We start from the raw sequence: 25,902 nt of genomic DNA on the forward strand, positions 1-25,902 counted from the left end.
GTAAGTAATCAGGCTTCGGCGGGGGCGTTGGCCATTTGTCGCAACATCTGCTCGTAGTACTCGACCGATTGCGAACCCGACACCAGGTGACGACCGTTGAGGATCATGGCCGGGACTGAGTTGATGCCGCGTTGCTGGTAAAACGCTTCCAGTTCACGCACTTCCTCGGCGAACGCGCCGGACGCCAACACCGCTTGGGCCGCCGCCGCATCCAGCCCTGCTTCCGCCGCCAGTCGAACCAGCGTCTCGCGATCACTCGGGTTCTGGCCGTCGCTGAAGTAAGCGCGCAGCAGAATCTTTTTCAGTGCGACCTGCCGCCCTTCCTGCAATGCCCACAACAACAGCCGGTGCGCGTCGAAGGTGTTGTAGAAGTGGCTGCGTTTTTCCAGGTCAAACGTGAAGCCGACGGCCTCGCCGCGAGCAATCTGCATCGCCTTGCCGGCGGCGATGTCTTCGGCGGTGCGCCCGTATTTGCGCATCAAGTGCTCGACGGCTTTTTCGCCTTCGGGCGGCATGTTCGGGTTGAGCTCGAACGGCTTGTAGGTCAGCTGCACCGAGATGTCATCAGCGACGTTCTCGATGGCCTGCTCCAGCGCCGTCGCACCCAATGCGCACCACGGGCACACCACGTCGGAGATGAAGTCGATGGAGATTGAGGGCGTCACGCTTTGCCCTCCTTCTCGGCCAGTTGCTCGCGGTACTGGGTGGTGGTGATACCGGCGTAGCCCCAGTTATCGGTGTCGACTTCCTCGATCACGATGTGGGTCAGGTGCGGGTCTTTCTTGAGCACGCGTTGCAGTGTTTCAGTGATTTCGGCGATCACCTGAGCTTTCTGCTCGGAGGTAACGCCATCGCGGGTGATGCGTACGCTTACGAAAGGCATGAGGAAGATCTCCAGTGACCTGCTCATCGGGATGATGGGTAGGTGTTGGAGCTCAATGTAGGAGTTTGCCGGGAGGGGATAAAGGTGGGGACGGGAACATCATTAGTTACGTGGTGTAATGATGGCGCCGTAAAAAATTACCTGGTGCTCCGAATCAATCGGGGCTTTTTGCGTAAGTCGATCATCGACCCACTGGCTGTTTCGGGTGGTATCGATCACTCACGCTACTGTCTATCGGCTCCTCCCCTCGAACCGACTGGGCCACCGCTTCGATAATGGCGGCCCAGATTTCCGGCCTTGTCAGGACAGGCATTTCCTTTGCCAGTACGTTGCTCAGCTTCCCTTCGTTCTGCTCTATGGATCGCAAGAGCCGATCAGCCTGCGGATCAGGCATCTCAACGATTTCCTTGATTGCCTGCCTGGCTCTAATGTGACTGCGTAAATACCGCGACTCTTCGCGCATTTGTTCGGTGATGGTGCGGCGAATGACGTTAGACATGAAAACAACGTGTGGCCCCAGGTTCGGATAGCGCCACACCGGGCGAGCCTGATCCTGGCCTGCGAACTCGATATTCGAGACCACGCCGTCAGGGTATTGCGTACGAGTACTGGCGAAGGCTACCTGGTCTCGTATGCCCTGCATGAGCGGTTTTGAAACCTGATCCAGTACGCTGTCATAAAGACGCCGCTCAGCAGAGTCGTCGGTGATAACCGCTGAAATCGGAAGAATCACCGGGTCTGGGATGGCCCCGTCACGACGCAGAATGTCGTTGATCAAGAAGCGATGGACCCGACCGTTACCGTCGGCCAGAGGATGGATATAGACAAAAGCGAACGCGGCTACAGCACTGCGCATGACCGGGGACTGCCCTTGAGTACGATTCAGAAAGACGCGAATGCCTTCCAGCATCCGCTCCAAATCGCTCTCCGGGGGAGCGACATAATGGACGATCTCCTGATAGCGCACCGTTTCGCCGACGAACACCGGTGATTGCCGAATTCCCAGACGTGTCAGTGTGGTCACTGCGCCAAGGATTTCTTCTTGCATCTCAGCCAGTGCAGCATCGGTGAGTGGCAGTTCGCCCTGACCGGTTCGCCGCGCCAACACATCGGCGAAACGCTGGATACGCGTAGAACGATCCGCCTCCCCTTCAATGGCGAAGCTGGCTTTGCTTTCCCTGAGTGTCATCCATGCGGCGGCGCGCAGCAGAAGCGCTTCGCCAAACTCTGCGGTCAGTTGACCAAAGAGGTGAGGCACGTTGAGGTCCGCTGCCGAATTGACCGCGGCTGTCTTGACGACGGTTGGGCAGAAGTCGCTCGAGCCAGGCAAGTTGTCATTCACTCGCCAACGCGGCACCTTCACCGCCGCTTCGGGTGAAGCCGCCACCATCAGCTCGGCGTTGATGGCATCCACATACTTGCCGCCTATAGGTTCTGGCGCTTGCAACGGCTCGCCCGTGAGCCACTCAAACAAGAACGCTGACCTGCGGGCATATTGGCCAGTAGGCTCCTCATTCAACCAGCCTTGTACCGGTGCAGGCCCCACCTTGCTAAACAGCCTGCTCAAGAATTCAAAGTGCGGGACTTCGTGTCGTAGGTGAAATTGCAGATGGGATGAAAAGTCCGGATCGGGGCGCATGTTTTCCGGATAGGTTTCAAGACGAAACCCGTCTTCGACCTGAGTTGACCGTCGGCTACCGACCTGACTTAACACGGGTAGCCGTGCCATCGGCCGCACGTCGAATGTCGTTGCTAGCCAGGCAGCGCCGATGGGGTCTACGGGAAACTCGCTCACGCCACACTCCTTTCAAAACTTCGGCTAAAGCAAACCGCCGCAAATGAAGAGTAACGATCAAAAACAGGTTCCGCTGCATAAAAATGATTATTTTTCGGAGCTAATGCGCAAAAACGAACATTCAGAGCACCTCGGATTGAGCTCGCGAAGGAATTGGCCACCTTCGAACTGCATCCAACGCATAAAAACGATTTCATTTGCTCAAGAACGATCATAAATCTGGCTTTTTGCACAAAACCGTTTCGAAACCGGGCGATCTCACGGAGTCGTCACAACGGTTTCCACAGTGATCTGTTTCAGCGCATAAAACGGCGCCAGTGCCGCGTCATCGGCGGTGGCCCCGGTAATCAACCGCCACTCGCGCTCAATCGGCGTCCAGTGCTGTTGCCGCGCGCGGCCGAGTTTGTCGGTGTCGGCGAGCACCACAATCTGCGCCGCCCGTTTGATGATGCATTCCTTCAAATAAGCCTGCTGCGCGCTCGCCTCGCACAAGCCGAACTCCGCGACCACGCCATCCGCCCCCAAAAACGCCTTGTCGACGCTCAGCCGGCTCAACGTCAGTTCCGCCAACGGCCCCAATGTGCTCATGCTCGAACCGCGCAAATCGCCGCCGATCAAGGTCAGTCGAATGCCCGGCGCGTTGGCCAGGGTCATGACGGCGAGCAGGTTGTTGGTGACCACGTGCACGTCTTGTCGCGAGCACAGGTGATGGGCCAGCGCGGCGCAGGTGGTGCCGCCGTCGAGCAGCACGGTATCGCCGTCCAGGACGTGAGCCGCCGCCGCTTGGGCGATGGCTTCTTTTTGTTCCCACTGGGAGGTCTTGCGTTCTTCGAGGGAGGCTTCCGGTTCATGCACGCCGACCACGGCGGTGGCGCCGCCGTAGGTGCGCACCAGGTGGCGCTGTTTGGCGAGCATGGTCAGGTCGCGTCGCACCGTGGCTTCGGAGACGCCGAGCGCCGCGCTCAATTGCTCGACGTTGGCATCGCCAATGCGTACGAGGTCGAGGATGGCGCGGTGGCGTTCGGAGGCTTTCATGGGCGGGTCTCGCACGGTGGACGGTGGTCGATCTTACACGACAGCGCCGCTGCGACTCATCCCCGTCGCGTGGCCAGTTCCGCGCCCTGACGCAATGCTTCGAGCAGGCTGCGTTCATCGGCGATGCCCTTGCCGGCGATGTCGAACGCGGTGCCGTGATCGACCGAGGTGCGGATCACGTCGAGGCCGACGGTCACGTTCACGCCTGCTTCCAGGCCGAGCACTTTGACCGGGCCGTGGCCCTGGTCGTGATACATCGCCACCACCAGATCGAAGTCGCCGCGGCCGGCGCGGAAGAACAGCGTGTCGGCAGGCAGCGGACCAGTCACGTCGAGGCCGCGTTCCTGCAGCAGCTTCACCGCCGGGATGATTTTTTCTTCCTCTTCGCCATAACCGAACAGGCCATTTTCACCGGCATGCGGGTTGATCCCGCACACGCCAATGCGCGGTCTAGCGATGCCGGCCTTTATCAACGTTGCGTTGCCGCGCTCGATGGTGCGCTGGACCAGGCCCGGTTCGATCTTGCGGATCGCGTCGATGATGCCGATGTGCGTGGTCACGTGAATCACCCGCAACTGCGGCGCCACCAGCATCATCGACACTTCGTCGACGTGGGTCAGGTGCGCGAGCATTTCGGTGTGGCCGGGGTACTTGTGGCCACCGGCGTGCAGCGCTTCCTTGTTCAGCGGCGCGGTGCAGATCGCGTCGATCTGGCTGGCCTCGGCGAGTTGCACGGCGCGGGCGATGTACTGATACGCGGCGTCGCCAGCGATGGGCGATAGCTCGCCGAACGGCAGGTCGTCGGGGATCAGGTCGAGGTCGATGCAGTCGATGATGCCGGCTTCGTATTTCGCCTCGGACGCGTCCTTGATGCGGCGCACCTTGGCACTGCCGCCGACGATGACATTGGCCTGCTCCAATCGACGAGCGTCACCAATCACCAGCGGCCGGCATTGTTGATAGACGACGTCGTGGGTCAGGCTCTTGACGATGATTTCCGGACCGACACCCGAGGCGTCGCCCATGGTGATGCCGATGATGGGGAGGTAGTTGCTCATAGTGTTCATTCGAGTCCTTGGATTCGTGTGCGTTGGGGCGGGGAGCGATCGGCGCTTTCGCTCAGGTGTTGCCAGGCTGCATACAACGCGTGATCGGTGCCGAACGCGCCAGCCTTGGTCACGATGCCCGGGCGATGACCTTGGCGGGACACGGTCGGTCGGGCGAACGCGACCCCGGCTTCGATTTCGGTCAGCAGTTGCAGGCTGTCGATGCCGACGGTGGTCAGGATCGCCCGTGCGGTTTCGCCACCGGTGGCGATCAGGCCGCCGACCTTGGCGAAGTGCGGTTCGACCAGCACGGCCAGACTGCTTGAAAGGTGCGCGCCTTCTTGCGGATCGAACGCATCATCACGACCGATGCGCAGGAGCAAATCACTCCAGCCATCGAGTTGCTCGCCAATGCGCGCCTGCCAGGTCGCCCACTCTGCATGGGCGCTGCCTTGACGCAGGACTTCTGGCGGGACCACCAGTTCGCTGACCCCGCCGCGCTCCTTGAGCAGCGCGCATTGCCGCTCGCAGACGCCGGACAAGCTGCCGACGAGGATCAGAATCGGCGCCTGGCTTTTTTCCTGCGCCGTCGGTTCGATGCTCGTGAACCGAGCTTCGGTGAACGCGGCAAGGCCGGCAATTTCCCGGGCCAAACCACCGGAGCCGATCCAGAACAACGGCTGATCCAGCGACGCGGTGAGGCGAGCGAGGGTCAGTAGATCGTCCTCGGTTTGCGCATCGACAATCAGCGCCTGAGTACCTCTGCGGGCCACCTCGGCAATGCGTTGCGCCAAGACTTGTTCGTTGCCGCGCAAGGTGTCGAGGTCCAGCTTGGCGGTGCTCAGGCCAGCGGCACTGAGCATCGCTTCGACGTCGGCCGGGCGGTCGGCGTTTTCCAGTTTCCAGGTGTCGGTGGTTTCCAGCGGCTGGCCGTTCACGAACACCCGACCGCCACGCAACGTACGCCCGGTGGCCGGGAACGCCGGGGCGACGATGGCCAGACCGGCCAAGGGTTGCAGGGCGGCGACTTCGGCCGCCCAGTTGCCACGCAACGTCGAATCGATTTTCTTGTACAGGCGTTGCCCCGGTTGATGCAGCGCCTTGAACGCGGCAACGGTACGCTCGGCGGCGTGCGCCGGCGAGAGACGACGGGTGTCCGTATCCGCGGCGATCACTTGCGCATCCGCCTGGTCATTCAGCGGATCAAGGCTGACCACCGTTTGCATCCCGGCGCTGGCAAAGCCGATGGCGCAATCCGCCGCGCCGGACAGGTCGTCAGCGATGATCAGGATCCTCATCGCAACGCCTCCTGCTTCACCGGTTCGATCCCCGGCTTGGGAATAACGACCGGTTCGCGCGGCTGAAAGCGTTTAGCGACCGCGGCGGTCAGCAGCGGCGCGAGGATCGCGGTGACCACCACGCAAGCGGCGACCAGGATCGTCGCGCTCTTGGCGGCTTCGGCATACACCGGGTTGGCGGCTGCGATCAGTGCTGGAACCGCCGCGGCGTTACCCGCGGTGGTCGCGGCGGCCACCCCGGCGACGCCGGTGCCACCAGTCAAGCGGTCGGCGAAGAACAACGGAATGCCGGTCAGTACCACCACCGCCACACCCATGCCGAGACCCAGCAAACCGGCCTGCCAGACGTTATGCAGGTCAAGACTGGCGCCAAGGGCCAAGGCGAAAAACGGGATCATCACTGGAACGGCCTTGGCCAGGAAGTCGCGCATGTCGCGATCGAGATTACCCAGCAACATGCCCAGCGCCAGCGGCAGGATGCTGCCCACCAGCGTCGGCCACGGGAACGCCGACAGACCGGCAATGCCCAGGGTGACCATGGTCAAAAAGGGACCCGACTCCAGCGACATCACCGAGTACGCCCCGACATCTTCCGAACGACCGTACTGCCCCATCAGCGCCATGTACAAACCGCCGTTGGTGTCGTTCATCGCGGCGACCACCGCCAGCGTCGAGATGCCGGCAAACAGGCCTGACGACACCGGCGCCTCGCCGAGGAAATGCCCGAGGATGATGCCCATGAGCACGGCGATGCCGACTTTGGTGATGAGCAGCGTACCGCCCTTCTTCAGCAGGTAAGGCGTGGCCTTGATGTTGATGCTCGCGCCCATGCACACGTAGAACACCGCGAGGATCGGCAGCGCCCCGGTGAACAAGGCATTGGTGAATGAGCCGAAAAATTTGGGTGTGTCGGGCGCAAAGGTTGCCACCAGCGAACCGATCAGCAGGGGCACGATCATCATGCCGCCAGGGATGCGTTCTATGGTGCGCTTGATAGGAATCTGGGCCACGAGGGTCTCCTTTTATAATTGTTGGGTAAGACGTGTTTCTACCTCGAAACTGACTGAACTGGTCACGATAGTGATTGACTCAGTCAAATTATCTTATGCCAGGCCTTCAAATTGCGCAAACCAATCATTAGAAATGCTCGTTTTGATCATTTTTGCGCAGACGGCGGACAGTCGAATGACGTCATTACCGCGACCTAGAGCCCCGCAGCGCCCACAAAAAAGCCCCGAACCAGTCGGGGCTTTTCTGCCTCAGCCTTGAATCAGGCCTCGATACGGCAACCGATCATCAGAAAATGTTGATCGGGTAGTCTACGAACACACGGATTTCGTTACCGCTGACGTTGTACTCGCTGGATTTCTGCGCCACGCGCAGGATCGAGCTGCGCAGTTTCACGCTCAGGTCTTTGGCCGGGCCGCTCTGCACGACGTACTTGAACTGGTTGAAGATTTCGCGCTCGGTGCCGCCTTCGCTGGTGGACGTGGTGATGTTGTCACCGCGCACGTAAGCGACGTTGTAGCTCAGGCCCGGCACGCCGAATGCGCTGAAGTCCAGACCGTAGCCCAACTGCCAGCTGCGTTCGTCTTCGGCGTTGAAGTCGGACCAGTAGGAGTTCGCCAGGTAGATGGTGTTGCCACCGTCACCGACGCGACCTTGATCCTTCTGGTAGCCGCCGTAGGCGTAGCCGAAGTTGCTGTCGCCGGTGCTGCGCTGGTGAGCGACGGTGAACGAGTGCGGGCCGGTGGCGAAGGTGGCTGCCAGGCTCCAGATCTTGTTGTCGTCGCCCGTCGCACCGCTTTCGCGGACGTAGGAGTTGTCCAGCTTGGTGCGGTAGCCGTTGAAGTCCAGGGTCAGGGACTGATCCTTGTTGATCGGGAACACGTAGTTGGCGTTCACGTATTGCTTCTTCAACACGTCTTCAACGTCGGAGGCGTACAGCGCTGCCTTGAACTGTTCGGTGAACTGGTAGCTACCGCCCAATACGTTGATCGACTTCAGGCCACCACTGTCACGGCCTTCGGCGCTTTTGCGCGATTCGGCGGTGAAGCGACCGGCGTTCAGCTCCAGGCCCTTGATCTCTTTGGAGGTGATCAGGGTGCCGGTGTAGCTTTCCGGCAGCAGGCGCACGTTGTCGTAGCTCAGCACCGGCAGGGACGGCATCTGGTCGCCGTAGGTCAGCGTGGTGCTGGACAGACGGAATTTGACTGCCGCGCCACCTTTGGACAGGTCGTCAGCCGCGTTACCGCTGTCACCCTTTTTGAAGAAGTCGATGCCTTGCGCGCCGGTGCGACCCTTGCCGCCATCCAGACGCAGTGCGTACAGACCAAACGCGTCCACACCCACACCGACAGTGCCTTGGGTGAAGCCGGACGAGAACGTACCGATGGCCGCCTGGCCCCACTCGGCTTTGTCCGGTCGGCCATCTTTGTAGTCACGATTGATATAGGCGTTGCGCAGCAGCACTTTGAGGCTGCTGTCTTCAACAAAACCTTTGGATTCGGCCTGGTCGTTAGCCATGGCCTGTGTAGCGCTCAACATCCCCAGAGCGATCAGGCTGATTCGCTTATTCAACATTTTGTTCTTTTCCTTATTACGGGTTGATACGCGCTGTGTCGAACGGCTGAATCGGCGCTATCGCACTCTTTTTTCAACCCGAAACAAAAAGGCCCGCCCACGAAAAATCGTGGCGGGCCTTCTTATTATTTTTGAGTCATGGCGGTTGGCCACAGGCGTTGGGGCGAATCCTAGTCGCGCCCAGAACCCGGTGTCAATTTCATGAATCGTCTGAAGATAGGCGAAAAACGTCTAAACGATGGCGCGGTGTGGGCTGCTGACGGGCTAAAAAAAAGCGCCGCCATCCCGGCAGCGCTCTTATCAATCCATTGTTGTTCTTTTTTATCCTTCCATCAGATCCCACAACGCGTCCAGTTCCGCCTCGCTGAATAAACCAGCGGGATAGCGCTCGATCATCATCCGGCGCGGATCAGGTTCCCTGATCTGACGCGTTCCATTGGACTTCAACCAGTGCGCAAGAATCTGAAGCGATTCGCTGTTGACTGCCAGGGGATGCAATGCCCGCTCGTTCACCACGTTCACTTCGGCGTTCATTTCCGCGCTCTCTCCCGGTTCGTGAGCGGCTAACTTATCCAAGGTTTATGACAGAACATCGAAGTCCTCCCCCTCCCTGTTTCACACCAAAAGGGATACAAGAGCTGTGCCAATGTGTCGCAACGGTCGACGAGTGGATACAAAAAAGCCCGCAGTCCTGATGGGCTGCGGGCTTCTTGCGAGGCGTGCGGGAAAAATCCCGGCTTGACCGATTTTTCAATCAACTCAGGCTGTTACAACTGCACTCACTCTTTGTGCGGCGCGGGCTGCTGTTGGGTAAGGCAGTGGATATTGCCGCCGCCCAGTAACAGTTCGCGTCCCGGCACCATGACCACTTCGTGCTGCGGGAACAGGTTCTGCAAAATCTCCTTGGCCGGGCCATCCAGCGGGTCGTCGAAGCTCGGCGCGATGATGCCGCCGTTGACGATCAGGAAGTTCACGTAAGAGCCGGCCAGACGCACCGACGGGTTGCGCTCCTGGGTGCCGTCCACCGGGTCGACACCGGCGCATTCCTCTTCGGTTGCATACAGCGGGCCCGGAATCGGCATCTTGTGCACCGTGAATGGGCGACCCTTGGCGTCGGTGCTGCTTTCCAGCACGTTCATCGCGGCCTGGCAGCGCGGGTAGTTCGGGTCTTGCGGGTCATCGGTCCAGGCCAGCAACACTTCACCCGGACGCACGTAGCAGCAGAAGTTATCCACATGGCCGTCGGTTTCGTCGTTGAACAGGCCATCCGGCAACCAGATGACTTTGTCCACGGCCAGATTGTCTTTGAGTACCGCTTCAATTTCCGACCGGTTCAGGTGCGGGTTGCGATTGCGGTTGAGCAGGCATTCTTCGGTGGTGATCACGGTGCCTTCGCCATCGACGTGGATCGAGCCGCCTTCCAGCACGAAACCTTCGGTGCGATAACGCTGGCTGCGCTCGATCTCGAGGATCTTGCCGCCGACCTGCGAATCACGATTCCACGGCGAGTACAGGCCGCCGTCAAAACCACCCCACGCGTTGAAGTCCCAGTTCACCCCACGGACTTCGCCACTGTTGTTGATCACGAACGTCGGGCCGGTGTCGCGGACCCAGGCGTCGTCGCTGGACATCTCGACCACGCGGATATTCGGCACGTCGAGACGCGCGCGGGCGTTTTCATACTGGCCGGCGGATACGGCCACGGTCACCGGCTCGAAACGGGCGATGGCCTTGGCCACGGCGACGTGGGCGGCTTGCGCCGGTTTGCCGCCCAGGCGCCAGTTGTCCGGGCGCTCGGGCCAGACCATCCAGGTCTGGGTTTGGGGTGCCCATTCGGCCGGCATGTAGAAGCCGTCGGCGCGGGGCGTGCTGTTTAACGTGGTCATGACGATCAGGACTCCAGGGAACCGTCGAGGGTTTTGAGAGCACCATACAGGTTCGGACGGCGGTCGCGGAAGGAGCCCCAAGCGCTGCGAATGTGTTCAAGTTCGTCGAGATCGAAACGCTGCACCAGCACGCCCTCTTCGGTTTTATCGAGTTCCTGGACCTTCTCGCCGAACTGATTGGCGATGAACGAAGAGCCGTAGAAGGTGATGTCGTAGCCGTCCTGCTCTTCGTTGCCAATGCGGTTGCTGGCGACCAGCGGCATCAGGTTGGCGCCGGCATGGCCCTGCTGCACGCGCTGCCAGTGGTCACGGGAGGAAATGGTTTTATCGTGCGGCTCGCTGCCGATGGCGGTCGGGTAGAACAGGATTTCCGCGCCCAGCAACGCCATGCTCCGCGCGCATTCCGGGAACCACTGGTCCCAACAGATGCCCACGCCGATTTTCGCGTAACGGGTGTTCCAGACTTTGAAGCCGGTGTCGCCCGGGTTGAAGTAGTACTTTTCGTGGTAGCCAGGACCGTCCGGGATGTGGCTTTTACGATAAATCCCGAGGTTGGAACCGTCGGCATCGATGATTGCGATGCTGTTGAAACGCGCGCGGCCAGCCCGCTCGTAGAAGCTGATCGGCAGCACCACTTGCAGTTCCTTGGCGACCTTCTGGAAATGCCGGATGGCGACGTTGTCTTCGACCGTCGTGGCCAGTTGCAGGTAATCCGGGTTTGGCTTCTGGCAGAAGTACGGCGCCTCGAACAGTTCCTGGATCAGGATGATCTGCGCGCCTTGGGCCGCCGCCTCGCGGACCAGCCTTTCAGCGGTTTCGAGGTTGGCTTCAAGGTCCCAGGAACAGGCCATCTGGGTGGCGGCGACGGTAACGATGCGACTCATGAATCATCTCCGGGCAAGTGCTTTGTGGTCGAGTGTGGTCTCGACCGATGACAGAACGGGAAGCGCGGGCGTGACGGGGCGCGCCGTGGCAATGACGACTTTATAGCCGATAAAAATCGACTTTAAAAGTGTTTAATCTTCCTTCTGTCGAAAAACAAAGCGCTAAAACCCGATAACAATCGGTATTTCACCTCCGCGAGCAAGCCTCGCTCCCACAAGGTCCGTGTCCTGCAGGCAGTTCAAGTCGGTATGAACCCTGTGGGAGCGGGCTTGCTCGCGAAAGCGATCGATCATCCAACACTGATGTCGACTGACACGACGCCTTCGCGAGCAAGCCCGCTCCCACAGGGACTGTGTTTTACAGCCCCTCCGCGAGCACCTTCGCCAACATGTCGACAAAGAAATCCACACTCTGCCGCGAAGTGACCATCGGCGGTTTGATCTTGAGCACGTTCAGATAATCCCCCGTCGGCTGCATGAAAATCCCCAGCTCCCGCAGGCGATCGCACAGCGCCGTGGTTTCTTCGGTGGCCGGTTCCAGGGTTTCGCGGTTGCGGATCAATTCGACCCCCAGGTAAAAACCGGAACCATGTACCGCGCCCACCAACGGATGGCTGTCGATCAGCGCCTCCAGCCGCGTCTTGAAATAACCGCCCACTACCTGGGCGTTTTCCCAAAGCTTTTCCTCCTCCATCACATCGAGCACCGCCATGCCGATCTGGCAACTGACCGGACTGCCGCCCGCCGAGGAGAAAAAATAACCTTCGGCCTCCAGCGCTTCGGCGATTTCCCGGCGGGTGATCACCGCGCCGAGCGGCTGGCCGTTGCCCATGCCCTTGGCCATGGTGATGATGTCCGGCACCACGCCCTGCTCTTCGAAGCCCCAGAAAAAGTTGCCCATGCGCCCATAGCCGACCTGCACTTCATCAGCGATGCACACGCCGCCCTGGGCACGAACCAGGCCGTAGACCTGCTTTAAATAATTCGGCGGCAGCGAGATGCCGCCAGCGTTGCCGTACACCGGCTCGCAAATGAACCCGGCCAATTGACGCCCCTGCGCGGCGAGTTTCGCCAGGTTGTGCTCGACGCTGCGCACGTAGTCCGGCGCACTGTCCGGACCACGGAATTCGCCGCGATAAGTGTTCGGCGCAGGCACCGGATGCACCCAGTCGGGACGGCTGCTCAAGGCCTTGGGGTTGTCGGCGATCGAGGTCGAGACGGCGTCCGCGCCCACCGTCCAGCCGTGATAGGCCTCCAGCACACTGACGATGTCACGACCGCCGCTGTAGGCCCAGGCCAGACGGATCGCCAGGTCATTGGCCTCGCTGCCGCTGTTGACCAGGAACACCCGGTCCATGGAGTCCGGCGACAACTTCAGCAGACGCTCGGAGAACTCAGCCACCGCCGCATAGTTGAAGCGCGAGTTGGTGTTGAGCAGCGACCACTGACGGCTGGCCACCGCGGCCATGCGCGGATGCCCGTGACCGAGCACCGCGACGTTGTTGAGCATGTCGAGATAGGAGCGGCCCTGCATGTCGATCAGGTGATTGCGCCAGCCGCGCTCGATGCGTGGCGGATCGACGTAATAGTGTTTTTGCGTGCGGGCGAAACTGGCGTCGCGGCGCGCCAGCAATGTTTGCGAATCCAGTTCCGTTTCAGCATCGCACGCCAGCCCCAGCAGCGACGCCGGTGACGGGCACAACGCCTGCCAGGCCGCGGCACGCGAAGGCGTGCAAAACAGCGGCGCATCGAACGAAGCGCCTCGGCACAACTGCACCCGCAACGGTCCGCTGACCGAGCCCAGCACCTGGCCTTTGACCAGTGCCGCGCCGCCGTGCAGCGACGGCGTAACGCCCCATAGTCGTACGCTCAGCTGCGGGCCGTCCAGTTGCAACACCCCCGGCGCCGGCTGGTGGACCACCCCGGCAAACGGCGTTTCGACCGGCGTATCGTGGGGCACGCGCAACTCGACGTGCAGCGGGCAAGTGTCCGGTTCGCTGGCGCTGTCGGGTCGAGTGCGGGACAACCGGTATTGTCCATAGCGGCTCGCCGCCAGACCATGAGCCGCCGCCGCTTCGCTCAACAGACGTTGATCGATTCCTTGCTGTTCCCAGTTGCCCGCCTCGAAGTGCGGGCTCAGTACGCCGAGGTCGATCAAGGCGAATTCACGGCCGACCAGGCTTGGCAGCAGCGGCGCGAAACCTTCGCTGCCAATCGCCGGCAGGTTGTGGCCGACCGCCGTGAGGATCGCCGCCTCCATCAATGCCAATGGCAGCGACGTAGCGACCCGAAAGATTTCCCACTCGTGGGTGAGGTTGTCGCGGCTGTATTGATTGCCCGGATCGATGCTGACCTGCTGTTCGCCGCTGAGCACCAGCACCGCCGCCCGCGCGACGATCAGCGGCCACAGCGCCAGCAATTCCTCGTGTTGCAGCGGGTTGACCGCGTGATAGGCCTGGACCGCCGGCAGAATGTAGAACGGATCGCCATCGGCATGGTGCAGCAGCGCCGCGCAGGTCACCGACAGGTCGGTGATGCGCCAGGTACGGATCAGGTCGCCGAAGTCGATCACGCCCTGCAGTTGCCACTGGCGTTGCGCATCGCGCTGCCAGACCACGTTGTCATCGGTGATGTCCATGTGGATGGCTTGTACCGGCAACGTGTCCGCCAGCGGCAGCAAATGCAGTTCGGCCTGCTGCGCCGCTTGCGCGATAAGCGTTCGCTGGGTGTCGTCTTTGATGACGGGCAGCAAATGCGCGATCAGGGCACTGGCGTGGCGGGCATCCCATTGCAGGGTGCGTTCAAGGCCCGCATGGTCGAAATCCGCCAGGGCCAGGTCCATTTCACCGCAGAGTCGACCAAAACCGGCCACCACGGCGCCGGACAGGTGATCAAGATGGGTCAGCGAATGGCCCTCGATGTATTCGAGCAAGCGCACGTGCACCGCTTGGCCACCGACTTCCAGCGAAAGCAGGTCGGCGCCGTTGCGCGCGACCATCACCCGCGGCACCGGCACCCCGGAGTTTTCCGCCAGATGCTTGAGCCCGGCGTGCTGCGCTTGCAGTTCCAGCGCCGAATAATCCCCTCGACAGATTTTCAGGACGAAACGCCCTTCGATGCTGTCGACGCGATAGTTGAGGTCCTGTTGGCTGCCAAGGGCCTGCAACCGCCCGCGCAACCCGTAATGCGCCTCGAGCAGCTCAAGCGCTTGCGCCACAGACACCTGCGGGCTGGGCAAACTGGCGCGATGAATCAACGTGGCGAGCGGCATACAACGACCCCTGAAATATTATTAGGCGCTTATATCGCCACCGCGTCGGTGGATAATCAACCCCTCTTGATGCGGCAAATCCCAAATAGCTGTCAGTCCCCTATTGCACCGCCCGTCCGCTGCCGACAAGCTATGCTCATTTGCTTCAATCGTCTGACAGACAAAGGCTGGCCAACATGCGCATTCTCATCACCGGCGGCGCCGGTTTCATTGGCTCTGCCCTGGTTCGACACCTGATTCGGCACACCGGACATGAAGTGCTGAACCTGGACAAACTGACCTACGCCGGCAATCTGGAATCCCTGACCAGCATCGCCAACGACACACGCTACGAATTCGTCCAGGCCGATATCGTCGATCAAGCCGCCGTGAGCGCGGTGCTGGCACGCTTCCAGCCGCACGCGATCATGCACCTGGCGGCGGAATCCCACGTCGACCGTTCCATCGACGGTCCGTCGGATTTCATTCAAACCAATATCGTCGGCACCTACAGCCTGCTGGAGGCCACCCGCGCCTACTGGCAAACCCTGGCTGAGCCCGAGAAAAGTGCCTTCCGCTTCCACCACATTTCCACGGACGAGGTCTACGGCGACCTGCACGGGGTCGATGACCTGTTCACCGAAACCACCCCGTATGCGCCGAGCTCGCCGTACTCCGCGAGCAAGGCGGCTTCAGACCACCTGGTCCGCGCCTGGCAGCGCACCTATGGTCTGCCGGTATTGCTGACCAATTGCTCGAACAACTACGGGCCGTTCCACTTCCCGGAAAAACTGATCCCGCTGGTGATCCTCAACGCCCTCGCCGGCAAACCGTTGCCGGTCTACGGTAACGGCCTGCAGGTTCGCGACTGGCTGTTTGTCGAGGATCACGCCCGGGCGTTGTTCAAAGTGGTGACAGAAGGTGTTGTCGGCGAGACCTACAACATCGGCGGCCACAACGAGCAGAAGAACATCGACGTCGTGCGCGGCATCTGCGCCCTGCTTGAAGAGCTGGCGCCGCACAAGCCCGAAGGCGTCGCGCATTTCGCCGACCTGATCACCTTCGTTCAGGATCGCCCGGGCCACGACCTGCGCTACGCGATCGATGCCAGCAAGATTGAACGCGAACTCGGCTGGGTGCCGGAAGAAACCTTCGAGACCGGCCTGCGCAAAACCGTCCAGTGGTACCTGGAAAACCTCGAGTGGTGCCGCCGCGTTCAGGACGGCAGCTACCAGGGTGAACGACTGGGCGCCATCAATACCAAGGAGTTGATTGCATGATGAAAGGAATTGTTCTGGCCGGTGGTTCGGGCACGCGTCTGCACCCGATCACCTTGGGCGTGTCCAAACAGCTGCTGCCGGTTTACGACAAACCGATGATCTACTACCCGATCTCGGTGCTGATGCTGGCCGGCATCAAAGACATTTTGCTGATTTCCACGCCGCAGGATCTGCCGCAATACCGCAACCTGCTGGGCGATGGCAGCCAGTTCGGCGTCACGTTCAGCTACGCCGAACAGCCTTCGCCGGATGGCCTGGCCCAGGCCTTTCTGATTGGTGAAGCGTTCATTGGCGATGATCCGGTGTGCCTGATCCTCGGCGACAACATTTTCCACGGCCAGCACTTCGGCGACCAGTTGAAGAACGCAGTAAAACGCCCTTCCGGCGCCACCGTGTTCGGCTATTGGGTCAAAGACCCTGAGCGCTTCGGCGTGATCGATTTCGACAGCGAAGGCCGCGCCCTGTCGATCGAAGAAAAACCGAAAGTACCGAAATCCAGCTACGCCGTGACCGGCCTGTATTTCTACGACAACGACGTGATCGAGATCGCCAAGGCCGTGAAGCCGTCGCCACGGGGCGAGCTGGAAATCACCGACGTCAACAATGCCTACCTCAAGCGCGGCGACCTGCAGGTCGAGCGCTTCGGTCGCGGGTTCGCCTGGCTCGACACCGGCACCCATGACAGCCTGCTCGACGCGTCGCAATACGTGCAGACCATCGAACACCGTCAGGGCCTGAAAGTCGCCTGCCTCGAAGAAATCGCCTACGACAATGGCTGGATCAGCCGAGAGCTGCTGCTCGAACGCGCTGCTTATTTCGGCAAGACTGGCTACGGCCAATACCTCTTCAAACTGGCCGAGGCTGGACAATGAATGTGATTGAAACCGCTCTGCCGGGCGTGTTGATTCTTGAGCCCAAGGTCTTCGGCGATGAGCGCGGTTTTTTCTACGAGAGCTTCAATGCCAAGGCGTTTGAAGACGCGACGGGTCTGAAACGCGAGTTTGTTCAGGACAACCATTCGCGCTCGCAAAAAGGCGTGCTGCGTGGCCTGCATTACCAGATGGAAAATACCCAGGGCAAACTGGTGCGGGTGACGGCTGGCGAGGTGCTTGACGTCGCGGTGGATGTCCGCCGCAGTTCCCCGCATTTCGGCCAGTGGGTGGGGGTGCGTTTGTCCGCACAAAACCGCCGCCAGTTGTGGGTCCCTGAAGGTTTTGCCCATGGGTTCGTGGTGCTGAGCGACGCTGCCGAATTCCTCTACAAGACGACCGACTATTACAACCCGTCCGCAGAGCGCTGCATTCGCTGGGACGATCCGACCCTCGCCATTGACTGGCAACTGCAGGAAGCCCCCCAGCTGTCGGCCAAAGACCGGCTCGGCCAAAATTTCCAAGAGATCGAAGTGTTTCCATGAGAATTCTTGTTTGCGGTCAGCACGGCCAGGTTTCACGTGAGTTGCAGCAGCGCTTGAATGTTTCGAATGAAGTGGTGGTGCCCGGTCGCGATCAGCTCGACCTGACACAACCGGAGCACATTCGTCAGCGGGTCCGCCAGGTTCGTCCCGACCTGATCATCAACGCCGCGGCGTATACCGCGGTCGACCAGGCTGAAAGCGAGCCCGACGTGGCCTTCGCCATCAACGCAACGGCCCCGGGCATCCTGGCTGAGGAGGCCTTGGTGCTGGGCATCCCGCTGATCCACTACTCCACCGATTACGTGTTCGATGGCAGCATAAACGCGCCTTACACCGAGGACGACACACCCAACCCGCTGGGCGTTTACGGTCAGAGCAAACTGGCTGGCGAGCAGGCGATCACGGCCGTACAAGGCCAACACCTGATCCTGCGCACCAGTTGGGTGTACTCGACCCACGGCCGCAACTTCCTGCTGACCATGCAACGCCTGTTGCAAGAAAAACCGGAGTTGCGCATCGTCGCTGATCAGATCGGCGCACCGACCTGGGCCGGTACGATTGCCAACAGCACGCTCGCCCTGATCGAGCGCTGGCAAACGGGACAGGCGGGCGACTGGGGCACCTATCACCTGACCGCTCAGGGTGAGACATCGTGGTTCGGCTTCGCCCAGGCCATTGGCGAAGCGTTGAAGGAACAAGGGAAACCCTGCGCGCAGTTACTGCCGATCCCGTCCAGCGATTACCCGACCCCGGCCACCCGACCGCTGAATTCGCGCCTGGACTGCAGCCGCCTGCTGCGCGAGTGGGGCGTCAGCCAGCCGGACTGGCAAACCGCGCTGCACGAGTGTCTTGCCGGACAAGCCTAGGCATAATGCGCCTGTACCCACAGGCGCCTGATGCTCATGACTCCGACCCTCCCTCGCAGACCCCGCTGGCGCAGCCTGGCCCTGCTCGCGCTGTGCCTGGCGCCGTTGCTGTGGCCGCTGGAGCATCTGGCCGAGCGTTACTACCGCAGCGAACTGGTCGGGCAAAACCGGCAGACCCTTGACCTGTACGTCGCCAACCTGCTGGGCACCCTGCACCGTTATGAAGTGTTGCCGCAGATTCTCGGCGACCTGCCCGCCCTGCGCGCGGACCTGTCGGCACCGGACGATGGCGTCACGCAAGGCAACGCCAACCGCTTGCTGAAGAACATCGCCGCCCAGACCGGCGCCGAAGTCATGTACCTGATGGACACCACGGGCAAGACACTCGCCGCCTCCAACTGGGACAAGCACGACAGCTTCGTCGGACGCAATTTCGCCTTTCGACCGTATTTCAGCGAGGCCATGGCCGGGCGCTTGGGGCGCTTTTTTGGCCTGGGCACCACCTCGGCCAAACGCGGTTATTTCTTTGCTGCCGCGGTACGGGATCGGGAAAAAATCATCGGCGTGCTGGTGGTCAAGGTCGACCTGGACCACACCGAAAGCCTCTGGGGTAAAACCCCTGAACAATTGCTGGTGACCGACCATAACGGCGTGGTCATCCTCACCTCGCGGCCGGAGTGGCGTTTCCGCGCGACCCGCCCATTGAGTGACGCCGAGCGTGAAGCGATCACCGCGATTCAACCCTACCCGACCCGCGAACCCAAGCCGTTGAACCTCAATCCTGACGCCTGGCTGACCCAGACCCGACAGATTGACGAAACCGGTTGGAGCGTCAGCATTCTCGCGCCCCACACATTGATCGACCGCCCGGTGCGCACGGTGGTCGCCATCGGCGGCGCGACGCTGCTGGTGTTGATGTTGCTGCTCGGCCTGATGATGCAACGGCGTCGTCATTATCTGGAGCGGATTTCCTTCGAAGCCAAGGCCCGTCGGGAACTGGAAGGCCGCGTCGCCGAACGTACCAGCGATCTCGAAGGCCTCAACCGCCGGTTGAAACAGGAAGTGCTCGAACGCGAGCACGCGCAGCAGGAACTGGTGCGCGCCCAGGACGACCTGGTGCAGGCCGGCAAGCTGTCGGCGCTGGGGACCATGTCCGCGAGCATCAGCCATGAACTCAATCAACCGCTGGCGGCGATCCGCAGCTACGCGGAGAACGCCGAAGTGCTGCTCGATCACCAGCGCACCGACGATGCCCGCGGCAACCTCAAGCTGATCAGCGAACTGACCGGGCGCATGGCCTCAATCATTGCCCACCTGCGGGCCTTTGCCCGGCGCGATCGCCATGCACCGGAAAGCGTGGCGCTGCAACCGGCACTGGATGACGCGCTGGCGCTGTTGGCCAAGCGCCGCCGCAGCATGGAAGTCGAACTGATCCGCGATCTGCCGGCCGCCACCCTGTGGGTCGAGGCCGGGGAAACCCGCCTGCGCCAGGTGCTCGGCAACCTGCTGGCCAACGCGCTGGACGCGCTGACGGAAAAAGGTCCGCCACGTAAACTCTGGTTGAGTACCCAATCCAGCGCCGACGGCGTCCATCTGTACATTCGCGACAACGGCCCCGGCTTTTGCATGGAAGCCCTTGGCCGCGCCAGCGAGCCCTTCTACACCACCAAGACCCGCACGCAGGGCCTGGGCCTGGGGCTGGCGATTTGCGAGACGCTGATGCGCGCCTTCGGTGGAGAGCTGTCGTTCTCCAACCACAAGGAAGGCGGTGCGCTGATTACCCTGAAACTGCGCGCAGGCGCACCGGGCGTGAGCCTGCAACCGTCCGAGGACCGAAGTGCATGACCATCGACAACCGCCTCCAGGTCGTGCTGATCGACGATGATCCCCATCTGCGCCAGGCCCTGAGCCAGACGCTGGACCTGGCCGGGCTGAAAATCCTGCCGCTCGCCGAAGCCAAGGGCCTGGCCGGGCAACTGGGACGCGACTGGCCGGGGGTGGTGGTCAGCGACATCCGCATGCCGGGCATGGACGGCCTCGAGTTGCTGACCGAACTGCACGCGCAGGACCCGGAACTGCCGGTGCTGCTGATCACCGGTCACGGCGATGTACCGCTGGCGGTGCAAGCGATGCGCGCGGGCGCTTATGACTTCCTCGAAAAACCCTTCGCCAGCGACGCCCTGCTCGACAGCGTACGTCGCGCCCTGGCCTTGCGCCGACTGGTGCTGGACAACCGCAGCCTGCGTCTGGCCCTGAGCGACCGCAATGAGCTGAGCGCGCGACTGGTCGGGCAATCGGCGCCGATGCTGCGTCTGCGCGAACAGATCGGCGCGCTGGCGGCCACCAGGGCCGACGTGCTGATCCTTGGCGAAACCGGTGCCGGTAAAGAAGTGGTGGCCCGGGCGCTGCACGATTTGTCGAGCCGGCGTAACGGTCCGTTCGTGGCGATCAATGCCGGCGCCCTGGCCGAATCGGTGGTGGAAAGCGAACTGTTCGGTCACGAGCCGGGGGCGTTTACCGGCGCGCAAAAACGCCGCATCGGCAAGTTCGAATTCGCCAACGGTGGCACGCTGTTCCTCGACGAAATCGAAAGCATGAGCCTGGACGTTCAGGTGAAATTGCTGCGTTTGCTGCAAGAGCGGGTGGTCGAGCGGCTGGGCGGCAATCAGCAGATCCCGCTGGACATCCGCATCATCGCTGCGACCAAGGAAGATCTGCGTCAGTCCGCCGATCAGGGCCGTTTCCGCGCCGACTTGTATTACCGGCTCAACGTCGCGCCGTTGCGGATTCCGCCCTTGCGCGAACGCGGTGAAGATGCGCTGATGCTGTTCCAGCATTTTGCCGATGAAGCCAGCACGCGCCACGGTTTGCCGCCCCATGAACTGCAACCGGGGCAACGGGCGCTGTTGCTGCGCCACACCTGGCCGGGCAACGTGCGGGAGCTGCAGAACGCCGCCGAACGTTTCGCCCTGGGCCTGGAACTGGCGCTGGACAACAACGCTCCGGATGTCGCGGCTGGCACTCTGGTTGAGGTGATCAGCGGCGGGCTGAGCGAGCAGGTGGAAAACTTCGAGAAATCATTGATTGCCGCCGAGCTGACACGCTCCCACAGTTCCCTGCGCAGCCTGGCCGAAGCCCTCGGCATTCCGCGCAAGACGTTGCACGACAAGCTGCGTAAACACGGATTGAGCTTCGCCGACAGCGGCGCGGCCAGCCACAGCGACGACCTCGATTGAGCCGCCGTCAGATCATCCACTTCGAACAAGAGACCGCCGAATGAGCCGCGACAGTCGTCAACTGGAATCCGTCCTCCACCACGACATCCCCCTCACCCGGGACATGGGCCTGAAGGTGCTCGACTGGCACGACCAGCAACTGCGCCTGCACTTGCCCCTGGACGCCAACGTCAATCACAAAAGCACCATGTTCGGTGGCAGCCTGTATTGCGGCGCAGTGCTGGCCGGTTGGGGCTGGCTGCATTTGCGATTGAAAGAAGAGGGGATCACCGACGGGCACATCGTGATTCAGGAGGGGCAAATCAGTTACCCGCTGCCGGTGACGGGCGATGCCAATGCCATTTGCCAGGCACCGGATCCGGTGATCTGGAAGAAATTCCTGACCACGTTCCAGCGATACAGCCGAGCGCGGTTGACGCTGCATACGCGGGTTGTCAATGAAGGCCGTGATGAGGATGCAGTGCGCTTTACCGGGCAATACGTGCTGCACCGATAGGTTCTATCGCGAGCAGGCTCGCTCCCACATTGGGGTTCTGTCGTACACAAAATCTACTGGCAACGGAGATCAACTGTGGGAGCCAGCCTGCTGGCGATCGGCTGCACAGCAGCCGTCATTCACGAACGCGCCAACTCCAACAGTTTCTCGCGCCACGCAGCTTTGGCCGGCAACGCCAAAAAGAACTCATTCAACAACGATTCCCGCGCCGGATAACAGAACGGCGCGCCGTTCAGATCCAGCACCTCACCGCCTGCCCCTTCGAGCACGCCTTGAGCCGCCGCCGTGTCCCACTGCGACGTCGGCGCCAGGCGCGGATAACAATCCGCCGCGCCTTCGGCCAGCAAACAAAACTTCAATGAGCTGCCGATAGTGGTCAATTGCAGTTCGCCCAGGCTCGCACTCAACCCGGCCAGCAAGCGCTCTTGTTCCGGGCTGGAATGACGGCGACTGGCGACCACGGTGAACGATTGACCGGGCGCCAGAACATTTCGCACCTGAATTGCCACTGGCGCCGCACCCTTGTCGCCACGCCACGCACCGAATCCGGCGCCACCGACATAGAAGCGCCCATTGGTCGGCATCGATACCACACCGAACACCACCTGGCCGTTTTCGATCAGGGCGATATTGACGGTGAACTCTTCGCTGCCGCTGATAAATTCCTTGGTGCCGTCCAGCGGATCGACCAGCCACCAGCGCTGCCAACCGGCACGCACGCTCTGCGCAATATCGGCGTCTTCTTCGGACAACACCGGAATGCTCGGGTCCAGCGCAGTCAGCCCGGCCAGGATCAAATGATGCGCCGCCAGGTCGGCCGCGGTGACCGGTGAATCGTCGGCCTTGGACGTCACAGCGGTGCCGGTGCGCCAGAACGGCAGAATCGCGTCGCCAGCCTGCAACGCCAGTTCAACCACCGGCGCCATCAACGGATGCGGGTAGCTCATGGCAGGAACGCCCCGCGCTGGGTCAGCAGGTCGCGGGCCAGGTACAACGCCGCCAAGGCCCGACCTTCGGTAAACTTCGGGTTCTGCGCCAGCGCCGACAGCTCGCGCAGATTGATCTTGTCCACGCCCATCGGCTCGGGCTCGTCGCCTTCCAGACGTTCTTCGTACAGATCCGTCGCCAGCACCACCTGGATTTTCTGGCTCATGTAACCGGGGGACAACGACAGTTCGGTCAGATGCTCCAACTGCCGCGCGCCATACCCGGCCTCTTCCTTGAGCTCGCGCTCCGCCGCCGCCAGCACGTCCTCACCCGGCTCGATCAAGCCTTTGGGCAGCGACAGTTCGTATTCATCAGTACCGCCGCAATATTCCTCGACCAGCACCGCGTGATCCGTATCGAGCATCGCCACGATCATCACCGCGCCATACCCGGCGCCCTTGCCGACCAGCCGCTCGTAAGTGCGCTCCACGCCGTTGGAAAAGCGCAGTTTCAGCTCCTCGACGCAAAACAAACGGCTGGTGGCGACGATCTCGCGGGCGAGGATGGTGGGTTTCTGGCGCATGAAAAGCTCCTTGGCGTGAACGCGTTACTATACCCGGCCTATCCTGATTGTTGGCCCCGGATATCTTTTTTACCGTTGGAGACGTTTTTTTATGTCACTGCTGCCATGGCGCGACATCGACACCGTTCTGCTGGACATGGACGGCACCCTGCTGGACCTGCACTTCGACAACCATTTCTGGCTGGAGCACCTGCCCCAGCGTTACGCCGAATTGCACGGGGTGAGCCGGGCGATGGCGGAAATGGAGTTGCAGCCGCTGTTCGAACGCAACGCCGGCCAGTTGCAATGGTATTGCCTGGATTTCTGGAGCGCCGAACTGAAGCTGCCGGTGCGCGAACTGAAACTGGAAACCGCACACCTGATTGCCTTGCGCCCGGATGCTGACACCTTCCTGGCCGCGATCAAGCAGGCCGGCAAGCGCGTGGTACTGATCACCAATGCCCATCGCGATTCCCTGTCACTGAAACTGGAACGCATCGAACTGGCACCGTACTTCGAGCGCTTGATCAGCTCGCATGACTACGGCTTCCCCAAGGAGAACCCGCAGTTCTGGGAGGCGCTGCAGGCGGATATCGACTTTGATCCGACGCGCAGCCTGTTTATTGACGACACCCTGCCGATCCTGCGCAGTGCGCGGGATTTCGGCGTGGCGCATCTGTTGGCCGTGCGCGAGCCGGACAGCCGCAAGGGGCCGAAGGACACCGCGGAGTTTGCGGCGGTGGTGGATTATCGGGAGCTGATTGCCGGGCTTTAGACCGTGTCGCCTGCATCGCGAGCAAGCTCGGCTCCTACAGGATTTATGTCGTTCACAAACAGTGCATACGACACAAAACCTGTAGGAGCGAGCCTGCTCGCGATAGCCATCACACGGTCTGGAGCCTTACTTCGGAATTCGCAACGACTGCCCCGGATAAATCTTGTTCACGTCTTTCAGCATCGGCTTGTTGGCATCAAAGATCTTTTGATACTTGTTGGCGTCACCGTACACCCGCAGGGAAATCGCGCTAAGGGTGTCGCCCTTCTGCACCACCACAAACTCCGCGGCCGTAACCACCGGCCCGGTCACGGTGATCTGGTCTTCAACACCACTGACACCGGCGACGTTGCCCAGCGACAGGAGGATTTTTTCTTTCTCTTCCTGGGTCGCGGCTTCGCCACTGGCGATGACTTTGTCGCCCTCGACCTTGACCTGAATCTTGGAAGTATCAATCCCCGTCAACGCGTCCTTCACATGCTGGGTCAGCGCGTCACTGTTGGCCTCTGCCTTGTCCGGCGTCAGCGCCTGGAGGATTTTTTCACCGGCGTCTTTTAAGAAACTGTAAAGGCTCATCGTGTGCTCTCCATGGAATAAAAGGGGGTCCAGAGGCAAAAGCCTAGACCAAGGTCGCCATACTCGGATCCAACCCGACCAATGACGCCACTGATCCCCAGGCGCTAGAATCGCGACCTGACCGCGCCCTGGAGCGAAGATGGACATCAAGCAGCTGAAATTCCTCGTCGCCCTCGATGAAACCCGGCATTTCGGCCAGGCCGCGGCGCGCTGTCACATCACCCAGCCCACGCTGTCCATGCGCCTGCGCAGCCTTGAAGAAGAGCTGGACTTGCCATTGGTAAACCGTGGCCAGCGCTTCGAAGGCTTTACCGCGCCGGGCGAGCGGGTGCTGGCCTGGGCCCGCACGGTGCTGGCGGCCTATGACGGCTTGCAGGCCGAGGCCGCGGCCTGTCGCGGTAACCTGGTCGGTACGCTACGGCTGGGCGTGGTGCCGTTGTCGAGTTTTGACCCGCTGCCCCTGATGCAACGCCTGCACGCCGAACACCCGAATCTGCGCTTCGAACTCTCGGCGCTGAGTTCCGAGCAGATTCTCGAACAACTGGCGAACAATCGTCTGGACCTCGGTGTGTCGTACCTGGAGCGGCTGGATACCGACCGCTTCGACTCCCTGGCCTTCAGCGAAACCCGCATGGGCCTGCTCTACGATCAGCGTTTTTTCACTTTCGGCGAAGCACCGCTGACCTGGGAGTCGCTGATCGAACTGCCGCTGGGCATGCTCACCAGCGGCATGCATTTCCGCCAGTCCATCGACCACAACTTCCACAGCCGCGGCCTCAGCCCGCAACCGCTGTTGCAGACCGACGCCGTGCATCAATTGTTGCAAGCGGTGCACGGAGGCTTGTGCTGCGCGGTGATGCCGCTGGAAGGTGGTCTGGAAAACCTGACCGACCATCTGCGCCTGCAACCGATCGAAAACGCCCAGACCCTTGGCCGGCTGGGGCTGATCATGCGTCGCAGCGCGCCGCGCTCGGCGCTGGCAGAGGCATGTTTCGCGATCTATCACAAATCGCCAGCAGACTCTTGATCGACGTCATCTATCGGCAGATCAGTAATAGCGATTAGACGCGACATGTTGACGCGCCTAGGCTTAAAGCTGACCAAACCGTC

Annotated in this window: 24 protein-coding genes; 9 read left to right on the forward strand and 15 right to left on the reverse strand. The window is 61.4% G+C overall.

Annotated elements, in window-relative coordinates:
* Window positions 1-8: 8 nt before the first annotated feature.
* From NTD84_RS11865 to NTD84_RS11920, 12 genes are all read right to left on the reverse strand, one after another.
* Window positions 9-665, reverse strand: a complete 657-nt coding sequence (locus NTD84_RS11865; RefSeq protein WP_262165483.1) for a DsbA family oxidoreductase — start codon at window positions 663-665, stop codon at window positions 9-11.
* Window positions 662-883, reverse strand: coding sequence for a tautomerase family protein (locus NTD84_RS11870; RefSeq protein ID WP_262165485.1), 222 nt, complete (start codon window positions 881-883; stop codon window positions 662-664). The genes NTD84_RS11865 and NTD84_RS11870 overlap by 4 nt, the downstream gene beginning before the upstream one ends.
* Before the next feature lie 181 nt (window positions 884-1,064).
* Window positions 1,065-2,678, reverse strand: coding sequence for a Fic family protein (locus tag NTD84_RS11875; protein WP_262165488.1), 1,614 nt, complete (start codon window positions 2,676-2,678; stop codon window positions 1,065-1,067).
* Between the two features lie 258 nt (window positions 2,679-2,936).
* Window positions 2,937-3,713 carry a DeoR/GlpR family DNA-binding transcription regulator gene (locus tag NTD84_RS11880; protein WP_262165490.1) on the reverse strand — a complete coding sequence of 259 codons (777 nt, stop codon included), beginning with the start codon at window positions 3,711-3,713 and terminating at the stop codon, window positions 2,937-2,939.
* 56 nt (window positions 3,714-3,769) lie between these two features.
* Window positions 3,770-4,771 carry a 4-hydroxythreonine-4-phosphate dehydrogenase PdxA gene (gene pdxA, locus NTD84_RS11885; RefSeq protein WP_262165493.1) on the reverse strand — a complete coding sequence of 334 codons (1,002 nt, stop codon included), beginning with the start codon at window positions 4,769-4,771 and terminating at the stop codon, window positions 3,770-3,772.
* Between the two features lie 5 nt (window positions 4,772-4,776).
* Complete coding sequence (locus tag NTD84_RS11890; protein ID WP_262165495.1) at window positions 4,777-6,057, reverse strand: four-carbon acid sugar kinase family protein; 1,281 nt, start codon at window positions 6,055-6,057, stop codon at window positions 4,777-4,779.
* Window positions 6,054-7,067 carry a 2-keto-3-deoxygluconate permease gene (locus NTD84_RS11895; RefSeq protein WP_262165498.1) on the reverse strand — a complete coding sequence of 338 codons (1,014 nt, stop codon included), beginning with the start codon at window positions 7,065-7,067 and terminating at the stop codon, window positions 6,054-6,056. Before NTD84_RS11895 ends, NTD84_RS11890 begins: the two co-directional genes overlap by 4 nt.
* A gap of 286 nt (window positions 7,068-7,353) precedes the next feature.
* Window positions 7,354-8,640, reverse strand: coding sequence for an OprD family porin (locus NTD84_RS11900; protein WP_262165500.1), 1,287 nt, complete (start codon window positions 8,638-8,640; stop codon window positions 7,354-7,356).
* Window positions 8,641-8,961: 321 nt separating this feature from the next.
* On the reverse strand, window positions 8,962-9,174 hold the full coding sequence (locus NTD84_RS11905; RefSeq protein WP_262165504.1) for a hypothetical protein: 213 nt from the start codon (window positions 9,172-9,174) through the stop codon (window positions 8,962-8,964).
* A gap of 245 nt (window positions 9,175-9,419) precedes the next feature.
* On the reverse strand, window positions 9,420-10,526 hold the full coding sequence (gene aguA, locus NTD84_RS11910; RefSeq protein WP_262165506.1) for an agmatine deiminase: 1,107 nt from the start codon (window positions 10,524-10,526) through the stop codon (window positions 9,420-9,422).
* Window positions 10,527-10,531: 5 nt separating this feature from the next.
* Entirely contained in the window at window positions 10,532-11,410 is an 879-nt protein-coding gene (gene aguB, locus NTD84_RS11915; RefSeq protein ID WP_262165509.1) for an N-carbamoylputrescine amidase, read from the reverse strand.
* A 358-nt stretch (window positions 11,411-11,768) separates the two neighbouring features.
* Window positions 11,769-14,681: an aminotransferase gene (locus tag NTD84_RS11920; RefSeq protein ID WP_262165512.1), complete on the reverse strand. Its 2,913-nt coding sequence runs from the start codon at window positions 14,679-14,681 to the stop codon at window positions 11,769-11,771.
* Window positions 14,682-14,857: 176 nt separating this feature from the next.
* Between NTD84_RS11920 and rfbB the strand changes: the two genes are divergently transcribed.
* The 7 genes from rfbB to NTD84_RS11955 are packed head-to-tail and all read left to right on the forward strand — an operon-like array spanning window position 14,858 to window position 21,952.
* The gene (rfbB, locus tag NTD84_RS11925; protein ID WP_262165514.1) at window positions 14,858-15,940 is read left to right on the forward strand and encodes a dTDP-glucose 4,6-dehydratase; all 1,083 of its coding nucleotides are present in this window, start codon (window positions 14,858-14,860) and stop codon (window positions 15,938-15,940) included.
* A complete protein-coding gene (rfbA, locus tag NTD84_RS11930) occupies window positions 15,937-16,812 on the forward strand; it encodes a glucose-1-phosphate thymidylyltransferase RfbA (RefSeq protein ID WP_262165516.1) in 876 nt (291 codons plus the stop codon). The genes rfbB and rfbA overlap by 4 nt, the downstream gene beginning before the upstream one ends.
* A complete protein-coding gene (rfbC, locus tag NTD84_RS11935; protein WP_262165519.1) occupies window positions 16,809-17,354 on the forward strand; it encodes a dTDP-4-dehydrorhamnose 3,5-epimerase in 546 nt (181 codons plus the stop codon). The genes rfbA and rfbC overlap by 4 nt, the downstream gene beginning before the upstream one ends.
* Window positions 17,351-18,220 carry a dTDP-4-dehydrorhamnose reductase gene (gene rfbD / locus NTD84_RS11940; protein WP_262165522.1) on the forward strand — a complete coding sequence of 290 codons (870 nt, stop codon included), beginning with the start codon at window positions 17,351-17,353 and terminating at the stop codon, window positions 18,218-18,220. Before rfbC ends, rfbD begins: the two co-directional genes overlap by 4 nt.
* Window positions 18,221-18,256: 36 nt before the next feature.
* Complete coding sequence (locus tag NTD84_RS11945) at window positions 18,257-20,065, forward strand: ATP-binding protein (protein WP_262165524.1); 1,809 nt, start codon at window positions 18,257-18,259, stop codon at window positions 20,063-20,065.
* Window positions 20,062-21,456: a sigma-54-dependent transcriptional regulator gene (locus NTD84_RS11950; protein WP_262165525.1), complete on the forward strand. Its 1,395-nt coding sequence runs from the start codon at window positions 20,062-20,064 to the stop codon at window positions 21,454-21,456. The genes NTD84_RS11945 and NTD84_RS11950 overlap by 4 nt, the downstream gene beginning before the upstream one ends.
* A 40-nt stretch (window positions 21,457-21,496) precedes the next feature.
* On the forward strand, window positions 21,497-21,952 hold the full coding sequence (locus tag NTD84_RS11955) for a thioesterase domain-containing protein (RefSeq protein WP_262165528.1): 456 nt from the start codon (window positions 21,497-21,499) through the stop codon (window positions 21,950-21,952).
* A 119-nt stretch (window positions 21,953-22,071) separates the two neighbouring features.
* On the opposite strand, the gene cysQ is transcribed toward NTD84_RS11955, so the two are convergent.
* Together cysQ and nudE are read right to left on the reverse strand one after the other, a co-directional pair.
* Window positions 22,072-22,899, reverse strand: a complete 828-nt coding sequence (gene cysQ / locus NTD84_RS11960) for a 3'(2'),5'-bisphosphate nucleotidase CysQ (protein WP_262165531.1) — start codon at window positions 22,897-22,899, stop codon at window positions 22,072-22,074.
* Entirely contained in the window at window positions 22,896-23,462 is a 567-nt protein-coding gene (gene nudE, locus NTD84_RS11965) for an ADP compounds hydrolase NudE (RefSeq protein WP_262165533.1), read from the reverse strand. Before nudE ends, cysQ begins: the two co-directional genes overlap by 4 nt.
* 91 nt (window positions 23,463-23,553) lie before the next feature.
* Here nudE and yrfG point away from each other — a divergent pair, with 91 nt between their 5' ends.
* A complete protein-coding gene (gene yrfG, locus NTD84_RS11970; protein WP_262165536.1) occupies window positions 23,554-24,216 on the forward strand; it encodes a GMP/IMP nucleotidase in 663 nt (220 codons plus the stop codon).
* A 126-nt stretch (window positions 24,217-24,342) separates the two neighbouring features.
* Here yrfG and lysM read toward each other — a convergent pair whose 3' ends face one another.
* Entirely contained in the window at window positions 24,343-24,792 is a 450-nt protein-coding gene (gene lysM, locus NTD84_RS11975) for a peptidoglycan-binding protein LysM (RefSeq protein ID WP_262165539.1), read from the reverse strand.
* Between the two features lie 139 nt (window positions 24,793-24,931).
* Between lysM and NTD84_RS11980 the strand changes: the two genes are divergently transcribed.
* The gene (locus tag NTD84_RS11980; protein ID WP_262165542.1) at window positions 24,932-25,819 is read left to right on the forward strand and encodes a LysR family transcriptional regulator; all 888 of its coding nucleotides are present in this window, start codon (window positions 24,932-24,934) and stop codon (window positions 25,817-25,819) included.
* The last annotated feature ends 83 nt before the right edge of the window (window positions 25,820-25,902 follow it).

The organism is Pseudomonas sp. 14P_8.1_Bac3 (assembly GCF_025466085.1).
Taxonomy (GTDB): Bacteria; Pseudomonadota; Gammaproteobacteria; order Pseudomonadales; family Pseudomonadaceae; genus Aquipseudomonas.

Excerpts from the sequence above, each read along its gene's own strand:
- NTD84_RS11870 (WP_262165485.1), bottom strand. The coding sequence starts at position 883 with ATGCCTTTCGTAAGCGTACGCATCACCCGCGATGGCGTTACCTCCGAG.
- NTD84_RS11880 (WP_262165490.1), bottom strand. The coding sequence starts at position 3,713 with ATGAAAGCCTCCGAACGCCACCGCGCCATCCTCGACCTCGTACGCATT.
- pdxA (WP_262165493.1), bottom strand. The coding sequence starts at position 4,771 with ATGAGCAACTACCTCCCCATCATCGGCATCACCATGGGCGACGCCTCG.
- NTD84_RS11890 (WP_262165495.1), bottom strand. The coding sequence starts at position 6,057 with ATGAGGATCCTGATCATCGCTGACGACCTGTCCGGCGCGGCGGATTGC.
- NTD84_RS11900 (WP_262165500.1), bottom strand. The coding sequence starts at position 8,640 with ATGTTGAATAAGCGAATCAGCCTGATCGCTCTGGGGATGTTGAGCGCT.
- NTD84_RS11905 (WP_262165504.1), bottom strand. The coding sequence starts at position 9,174 with ATGAACGCCGAAGTGAACGTGGTGAACGAGCGGGCATTGCATCCCCTG.
- aguA (WP_262165506.1), bottom strand. The coding sequence starts at position 10,526 with ATGACCACGTTAAACAGCACGCCCCGCGCCGACGGCTTCTACATGCCG.
- aguB (WP_262165509.1), bottom strand. The coding sequence starts at position 11,410 with ATGAGTCGCATCGTTACCGTCGCCGCCACCCAGATGGCCTGTTCCTGG.
- NTD84_RS11920 (WP_262165512.1), bottom strand. The coding sequence starts at position 14,681 with ATGCCGCTCGCCACGTTGATTCATCGCGCCAGTTTGCCCAGCCCGCAG.
- rfbB (WP_262165514.1), top strand. The coding sequence starts at position 14,858 with ATGCGCATTCTCATCACCGGCGGCGCCGGTTTCATTGGCTCTGCCCTG.
- rfbA (WP_262165516.1), top strand. The coding sequence starts at position 15,937 with ATGATGAAAGGAATTGTTCTGGCCGGTGGTTCGGGCACGCGTCTGCAC.
- rfbC (WP_262165519.1), top strand. The coding sequence starts at position 16,809 with ATGAATGTGATTGAAACCGCTCTGCCGGGCGTGTTGATTCTTGAGCCC.
- rfbD (WP_262165522.1), top strand. The coding sequence starts at position 17,351 with ATGAGAATTCTTGTTTGCGGTCAGCACGGCCAGGTTTCACGTGAGTTG.
- NTD84_RS11945 (WP_262165524.1), top strand. The coding sequence starts at position 18,257 with ATGACTCCGACCCTCCCTCGCAGACCCCGCTGGCGCAGCCTGGCCCTG.
- NTD84_RS11950 (WP_262165525.1), top strand. The coding sequence starts at position 20,062 with ATGACCATCGACAACCGCCTCCAGGTCGTGCTGATCGACGATGATCCC.
- NTD84_RS11955 (WP_262165528.1), top strand. The coding sequence starts at position 21,497 with ATGAGCCGCGACAGTCGTCAACTGGAATCCGTCCTCCACCACGACATC.
- cysQ (WP_262165531.1), bottom strand. The coding sequence starts at position 22,899 with ATGAGCTACCCGCATCCGTTGATGGCGCCGGTGGTTGAACTGGCGTTG.
- nudE (WP_262165533.1), bottom strand. The coding sequence starts at position 23,462 with ATGCGCCAGAAACCCACCATCCTCGCCCGCGAGATCGTCGCCACCAGC.
- yrfG (WP_262165536.1), top strand. The coding sequence starts at position 23,554 with ATGTCACTGCTGCCATGGCGCGACATCGACACCGTTCTGCTGGACATG.
- lysM (WP_262165539.1), bottom strand. The coding sequence starts at position 24,792 with ATGAGCCTTTACAGTTTCTTAAAAGACGCCGGTGAAAAAATCCTCCAG.
- NTD84_RS11980 (WP_262165542.1), top strand. The coding sequence starts at position 24,932 with ATGGACATCAAGCAGCTGAAATTCCTCGTCGCCCTCGATGAAACCCGG.